Annotated in this window: 3 protein-coding genes and 3 tRNA genes; 3 read left to right on the forward strand and 3 right to left on the reverse strand. The window is 70.5% G+C overall.

Annotated features, from left to right (window positions below; genetic code table 11):
- Positions 1 to 12: 12 nt before the first annotated feature.
- From otsB to IE317_RS34400, 3 genes are all read right to left on the reverse strand, one after another.
- Entirely contained in the window at positions 13 to 2,544 is a 2,532-nt protein-coding gene (otsB, locus tag IE317_RS34390; RefSeq protein WP_444859550.1) for a trehalose-phosphatase, read from the reverse strand.
- A gap of 39 nt (positions 2,545 to 2,583) precedes the next feature.
- Positions 2,584 to 4,026: an alpha,alpha-trehalose-phosphate synthase (UDP-forming) gene (locus tag IE317_RS34395; RefSeq protein WP_191315547.1), complete on the reverse strand. Its 1,443-nt coding sequence runs from the start codon at positions 4,024 to 4,026 to the stop codon at positions 2,584 to 2,586.
- 82 nt (positions 4,027 to 4,108) lie between these two features.
- Complete coding sequence (locus IE317_RS34400; protein WP_191315548.1) at positions 4,109 to 5,608, reverse strand: threonine/serine ThrE exporter family protein; 1,500 nt, start codon at positions 5,606 to 5,608, stop codon at positions 4,109 to 4,111.
- A gap of 180 nt (positions 5,609 to 5,788) precedes the next feature.
- Here IE317_RS34400 and IE317_RS34405 point away from each other — a divergent pair.
- From IE317_RS34405 to IE317_RS34415, 3 genes are all read left to right on the forward strand, one after another.
- A tRNA-Thr gene (locus IE317_RS34405) sits at positions 5,789 to 5,861 on the forward strand.
- Positions 5,862 to 6,159: 298 nt separating this feature from the next.
- A tRNA-Trp gene (locus IE317_RS34410) sits at positions 6,160 to 6,228 on the forward strand.
- A 52-nt stretch (positions 6,229 to 6,280) separates the two neighbouring features.
- Positions 6,281 to 6,353, forward strand: a tRNA-Arg gene (locus IE317_RS34415).
- Positions 6,354 to 6,496: the final 143 nt, after the last annotated feature.

A 6,496-nucleotide genomic window follows, 5' to 3' on the forward strand; every position in this document is an offset into this window, starting at 1 on the left:
GGACCGAAAGGGCTAACTGGCCGCCAGCAAGTTGGCGCACCGGATGAGCCCGATGTGCGAATAGGCCTGCGGGTGGTTGCCGAGCGAGCGTTCCGCGATCGGGTCGTACTGCTCCGGCAGCAGGCCGGTCGGGCCGGCCGCCGCGACGATCTGGTCGAACAGCTCCTGCGCTTCGGTGCGCCGCCCGGTGAGCAGGTACGCCTCGATCAGCCACGCCGCGCAGATGTGGAAGCCACCCTCGCCGCCGGGGAGGCCGTCGTCGCGGCGGTAACGGTACACAGTGGACCCACTGCGCAGCTCCGCCTCGATCGCGGTCACCGTCTGCTGGAAGCGGTCGTCGGCCGGGTCGATCAGCCCGGTGAGCCCGACGAACAGCGAGGCCGCGTCGAGGTCCGTGCCGTCGTAGGCCGTGGTGAAGGCCTGGACCTCGTCGTTCCAGCCGTGCGTGAGGACGTCGTCCTTGATCTCCTCGCGCAGGCCGTGCCAGTTGCCCGGGATCTCGCGGCCGTACTGCTCGCCCAGCTTGATCGCGCGGTCGATGGTCACCCAGCACATGACCCGCGAGTAGACCCGGTGACGCGGCACGTGCCGCTCCTCCCAGATCCCGTGGTCCGGCTCGTTCCAGCGCCGCGTCACGGCTTCCGCCATCGCGCGGACCATCTGCCAGTCCTCGTCGCGCAGCTCGTGGCGCGCCGCGGCCAGGGTCTGCACGAGCTCGACGACCGGGCCGAAGACGTCCAGCTGGACCTGGTGGTTCGCCAGGTTGCCGACGCGGACCGGGCGCGAACCGGCGTAACCGGGCAGCGACTCGATGACCGCTTCGGCGCCGATGACGCTGCCGGCGAGGGTGTACAGCGGGTGCAGCCGCTCCGGGCCGGCCAGCGTGGCGAGCACGCCGTGCAGCCAGCGCAGGTAGCCCTCGGCCTCCTCGATCGAGCCCAGGTGCACCAGCTCCCGCACGGTCATCGCGGCGTCGCGGATCCAGCAGTAGCGGTAGTCCCAGTTGCGGACGCCGCCGATCTCCTCCGGCAGCGACGACGTCGCCGCCGCCAGCACCCCGCCGGTGTCGGTGTTGACCAGGCCGCGCAGCGTCAGCGCCGAGCGCAGCACCAGGTCGGTCTGCACCTTGGGCAGCTGCAGCTTCGACGTCCACTCGCTCCAGTAGCGGCCCGCGCGGTCGCGGCGCTCCACTTCGGACAGTTCGTGCGGGCCGAGGTCGGTGGTGCCGCAGCGCAGCTCCAGCACGACCGGCTGGGTCGGCGTCGGCTGCACCAGCGCGGACGCCGTGTCGTGCAGGCCGTCGGAGGTGATGGTCCACTCGACGCCCGGCGAGTACAGCACGAACGGCTCCGACGTGCCGAGCACCCGCACGCCGCCCTCGGTGACCTCCAGCTTCACCGGCACGCCGCCGAACTCGGGCCGCGGCGCGAACGTGACGCTCGCGGCCGCCTCGCCCGAGATGACGCGGACGAGGTCCGTCCGGTGCGGCGCGCTCTCCGGCTCGAGGTAGTCGGTGACGAGCAGGCGCGACCAGCGCGTCTCGACCGTCATCGTGTTCGGCAGGTAGCGCTGGCCGAGCGGGAGGCCGTTGCGGTGCGGCTTGATCGAGAAGTGGCCGGCGCCTTCGCCGCCGAGCAGGTCGGCGAACACCGCGGGCGCGTCCGGCCCGGGGTGGCACAGCCAGGTCAGCTTCGCGTCCGGCGTCAGCAGCGCGACCGAGCGCTCGTTGGCCAGCATCGACAGCCGCTCGATCGGCGGGGCCGACTCGCCGTACAGCCAGTTCCGGCGTTCCTCGAGGAGGAAGCCGAGCACCAGGGCGACGTCGACGGTGTCGGGCACGCGGAACCCGGCGAGCGTCTCGCCGTCGCCGACCTTGATGCCCAGGTCCGGGCCGGACAGCCGGGCGAAGGCCTTCTCGTCGGTGACGTCGTCGCCGAGGAAGATCGCCGCCGTGGCGCTCACCTGGTGGCGCAGGATGTCCAGTGCGCGGCCTTTGTCCGTTTGGACGACCGCCAGCTCGACCACCTCCTTGCCGTCGGTGGTCGAGACGCCCTCCCACGTCGACGGTCCGGAGTGGACGGCCGCGAGCACGCGGCGCCCGGCCTCGTGCTCGGCGCGGCGGACGTGCACCGCGATGCTCGCCGGCTTGACCTCCAGCGACACGCCCGGGACGTCCAGCACGAGTTGTTCGAGCTCGGACTCCAGCCGCCGGTGCAGCTCCCGCGCCTTCTCGTCGAGGGCGTGGATGAAGCCGATGTCGAACTCCGAGCCGTGGCTGCCGACGAGGTTCACCTCGGCCGGCAGCCGCGAGAGCGTGGCCAGGTCGCGCAGCGCACGGCCGGAGATGACCGCCGTGGTGGTCTCGTGCAGACCGGCGAGCGATCTGAGGGCCCCGACGGACTCGGGCAGCGGGCGTGCCTCGTCGGGATTGAGGGTGATGGGTGCCAGCGTGCCGTCGTAGTCGCAAGCGACCAGCAGGCGCGGCGTGCGGGCGATCTGGACGATCGCACGCCGCAGCTCGGCGGGCAGGGCCTCGGCAGTCAACACTCCTCCTCAGGAGCTCGTGCATGGGTCAGGACTGTGTCAGTCGACCCCTTCGGCACCCAACGCTTGCAGGAACGAGCGCGCCCAACGGTCGACGTCATGGGTGAGGACCTGGCGACGCATGGCGCGCATCCGGCGACGGCCCTCGGCCGGGTCGAGCGTAATGGCAGCCACTAGTGCGTCCTTCACCCCGTCCAGGTCGTGCGGGTTGACGAGGAATGCGCTAGAGAGCTCCGCGGCGGCACCCGCGAACTCGGAAAGCACCAGCGCACCGCCCAGATCGTGCCGCGCGGCGACGTACTCCTTGCACACCAGGTTCATGCCGTCGCGCAGCGGCGTCACCACCATGACATCGGCAGCGGAGAAGAAACCGGCCAGCTCGGTGCGGTCCACGGACTGGTGCAAGTAGTGCACGACCGGGTGGCCGACGCGGGAGAACTCGCCGTTGATCCGGCCGACCATCTGCTCGATCTCGCCGCGCATCCGCTGGTAGTGCTCGACGCGCTCGCGGCTCGGGGTGGCGAGCTGGACGAACGTGACGTCGTCCGGCTGCAGCCTGCCCTCGTGCAGCAGCTCGTGCAGCGCCTGCAGCCGCAGGTCGATGCCCTTGGTGTAGTCGAGCCGGTCGACGCCGAGCAGCACTGTCTTGGGGTTGCCGAGGTCGCGCCGCAGCTGGGCGGCCCGCTCCTGGACGCCCTTGGTGCGGGCGAGGCTGTCGAGCCCCGCGGCGTCGATGGAGATGGGGAAGGCGCCGACCCGCACGGTCCGGTCGCCGACCTGCATGGTGCCCGGTCGCGACCGGACGCCGACCGCGCCGCGCGTCGACTCGAGGCCGATCAGCTGGCGGCACAGCCAGAGGAAGTTCTGCGCGCCGCCGGGGCGGTGGAAGCCGACCAGGTCGGCGCCGGTGAGGCCGCGGATGATCGCCGCGCGCCACGGCATCTGCATGAACAGCTCGACCGGCGGGAACGGGATGTGCAGGAAGAAGCCGATGCGCAGGTCTGGTCTCAGCTCACGCAGCATCGCCGGCACCAGCTGGAGCTGGTAGTCCTGGATCCACACGGTCGCGCCCTTGGCGGCGACCTCGGCGCTGGCCTGCGCGAACCGGCGGTTCACCTTGACGTAGCTGTTCCACCACGCGCGGTCGAACACCGGGCGCTCGACGACGTCGTGGTAGAGCGGCCAGAGCGTCGCGTTGGAGAAACCTTCGTAGTAGTCGCGGACTTCGTCGGCGCTCAACGAAACGGGGTGCAGCACGAGGCCGTCGTCGTCGAATTCATCGACGTCGACGTCGGGCACCCCCGGCCAGCCCACCCAGGCGCCCTTGCGCGACCGCAGGAACGGCTCCAGCGCCGACACCAGCCCGCCCGGGCTGGCTGTCCAGCGGCGTTCGCCCTCGGCGGTGCGTTCCAGGTCCACCGGTAGCCGGTTCGCCACCACGACGAAATCGGCCTGGTTCGAGTTCTCCTTCTGGTCACTCACGTCGCCTGCTCCTCGCGTTCTGGGTCGCGGCCCCAGAGTGAAACCCTATCGCGTGAGCGATGAACATTCGGTGACCGCGGTATTACTCCAAGCTCCGTTCCGTCGGTTCGAGCGGACCGGCCATGCGTGGTCCGGCGAACCGGCGCTCCAGCCTGCCCAGGCCGGTCCGGACCGGCTGGGCGAGCCATTCCCCGAGTACCACGCCCGCTGCCAGCGCAAGCCCGATTGCGACGGCCGTCATGAGCGTCGAGATGTTGCCGCTCGGCTCGACCCCGATTTGGTACAGACCACGGTAGGTCGACAGGCCGGGAAGCAGCGGAGTGATCCCGGACACGGCGACCACCAGTGGAGTAACGCCGAGCCGCCGCGCGAGCACGCCACCGCAGAACCCGACCAGCGTCGCGGCCACCGCGGACGAGCTGACGCCGTCCAGCCTGGCCAGCATCAGCGAGCCGTAGACGGCGGCGCCGATGCCGCCCGCGGCCGCCGCGACCAGCATCGCGCGCATCTTCGAGTAGCTCGCGAGCGCGAAGCAGGCGGCGGCGCCGGCCCCGCCGAGCACGACGAGCGGCAGCTGCTGCGGCGTCGACCCGGTCACCTCGGGCAGCGGGGTGCGCGGCAGCCCGAGCATGACGGCGATCCGCAGGGCGAGCACCACCCCGGCGATGAGGCCCGCCGACATCAGCGCGGTCTCCATGGTGCGCCCGGCGGCGGTGACGTTGTAGCCGGTGATGGCGTCCTGCACGGCCGAGACGGTGGACAGCCCGGACAGCAGCACGGTGACCGCGGCCGCCACGACCAGCGTCGGCTTGTCGGTGGTCAGCACGTTGCTGCTGACGATGACCATGGCCGAGAGCGTCGCGACCAGGCCGCCGACCACCTGCTGGAAGAAGAACGGCAGCCCGTAGCGGTTCACCACCCGGCCGACCCGGTCGATGACACCGCTGATGACGAACGCGACGAGCGCGATGTCGAACCCGCCGCCGAGCAGGATGGTGACGAACGCGGCGACACCGCCCCAGGACAGCGTCGCGACCCACCGCGGGTACGGGTGCGGCGCGGAGGTGATCCGCTCCAGCTCGGTCTGCGCCTGCTCGGCGCCCATGTGCCCGCGGACGATCTTGCGGACGAGCTTTTCGGTCTCGGTCAGCCGCGTGTAGTCGAGGCTCCGGCTCCGGACGACGCGCAGCGCGGTGATCGGCGTCAGGTCGGTGCCGCGGTGGCAGGTCACGGTGATCGACGTGAAGATGACGTCGACCTCGCAGTGCGGCAGCCCGAGCGCCCCGGCGATGGCGATGATCGTCGCGGTGACGTCCGACGCGCCGGCGCCGCTGGCCATCTGGACCTCGCCGATGCGCAGGCTCAGGTCGAGGACGAAGTTGACGGTGGCTTCGTCGGGCAGCTGCGGCCCCATGGCCTCCTCGGCGTCGACGGCGGGAAACTCGCCGGTCGGCGCTTCGAGGACGTGCCACGGCCGCCGCTTGAGCAGGTTGGGGCGGTGGACCAGGGGGCGTTGCGCGGGGGGTTCGAGCAGCGGCCATCTGGTCGCCCGGCCCCCGTTGGTGCGCTCGTTGATCTTCATGATCCATCCACCTCCTCGCTCGTTCCCCGATGACCATCGACGGCCACCCGCCGACCGTTGCACGGATCATGGAGTGGCGTCCACCACGTCGCTCCATAGTGGCCTGGACCTGCTGATCTTGCCTCCCGAACGGATCATGGGAGGCGGCTCGCTACACTGTGTCCGGCGTCCTGGCGCCAGGCCGGTATAGCTCAGCTGGTAGAGCATCTGTCTTGTAAACAGAAGGTCAGGGGTTCGAGCCCCCTTGCCGGCTCTCTTCGCCCGCGGATGCGCGGCGGGAATCCATTCCCGTAAACGCGTTGACCTGCCGCGGGTCTGTGCGTGATAGTGGGGGCACACGAAACAAAACCACGGGATGGGTCATGGCGCACATGGTGACGCGAGAGGGACGGCACGCCGCCGTAGCCGTGCGTGCGTCGGAGGCCGCTCACCTGCGGAGGCGGCGCCTTCGGGGCTCCCGAACCTGACGTAGTCCTCGTCATGGCCACGGGAGCCGCCCCTCGGGAAACCGATTCGGGCGGCTTTCTTTTTTCTGTGTTCGCATTTCCCTTATCGGCGTGCTTCGGAAGCGGCGCGGTCTCCAAAACCGTGACCCGAGGGTTCGACTCCTTCCGCCGGTGCCGTTTTTCCCGGCGCTCGTCTCGGCCGCAACAGTGCGGGCGACGCGGGTGCGCCCCCGTAGCTCAGTGGACGGAGCAGCGGCTTCCGGAGCCGCAGGTCGCAGGTTCGACTCCTGCCGGGGGCTCTTCCGCCGTGGTCGAAGCCGCGGAAACTGTCGGTGCCCCGGTCTACCCTCCGCTGGAGACCTGACGGGGAGTTTCAATGATCGTGTCAAGCACCAGCTGCGGTCGTGGTCGGTGGTGAGTGATGGAATTCGCGGCCGTCGCG

It is taken from the genome of Amycolatopsis bullii (assembly GCF_014654205.1).
Taxonomy (GTDB): Bacteria; Actinomycetota; Actinomycetes; order Mycobacteriales; family Pseudonocardiaceae; genus Amycolatopsis; species Amycolatopsis plumensis.

Bases quoted from the DNA above. Each gene is read 5' to 3' on its own strand.
- IE317_RS34400 (WP_191315548.1), bottom strand. From the start codon at position 5,608: ATGAAGATCAACGAGCGCACCAACGGGGGCCGGGCGACCAGATGGCCG.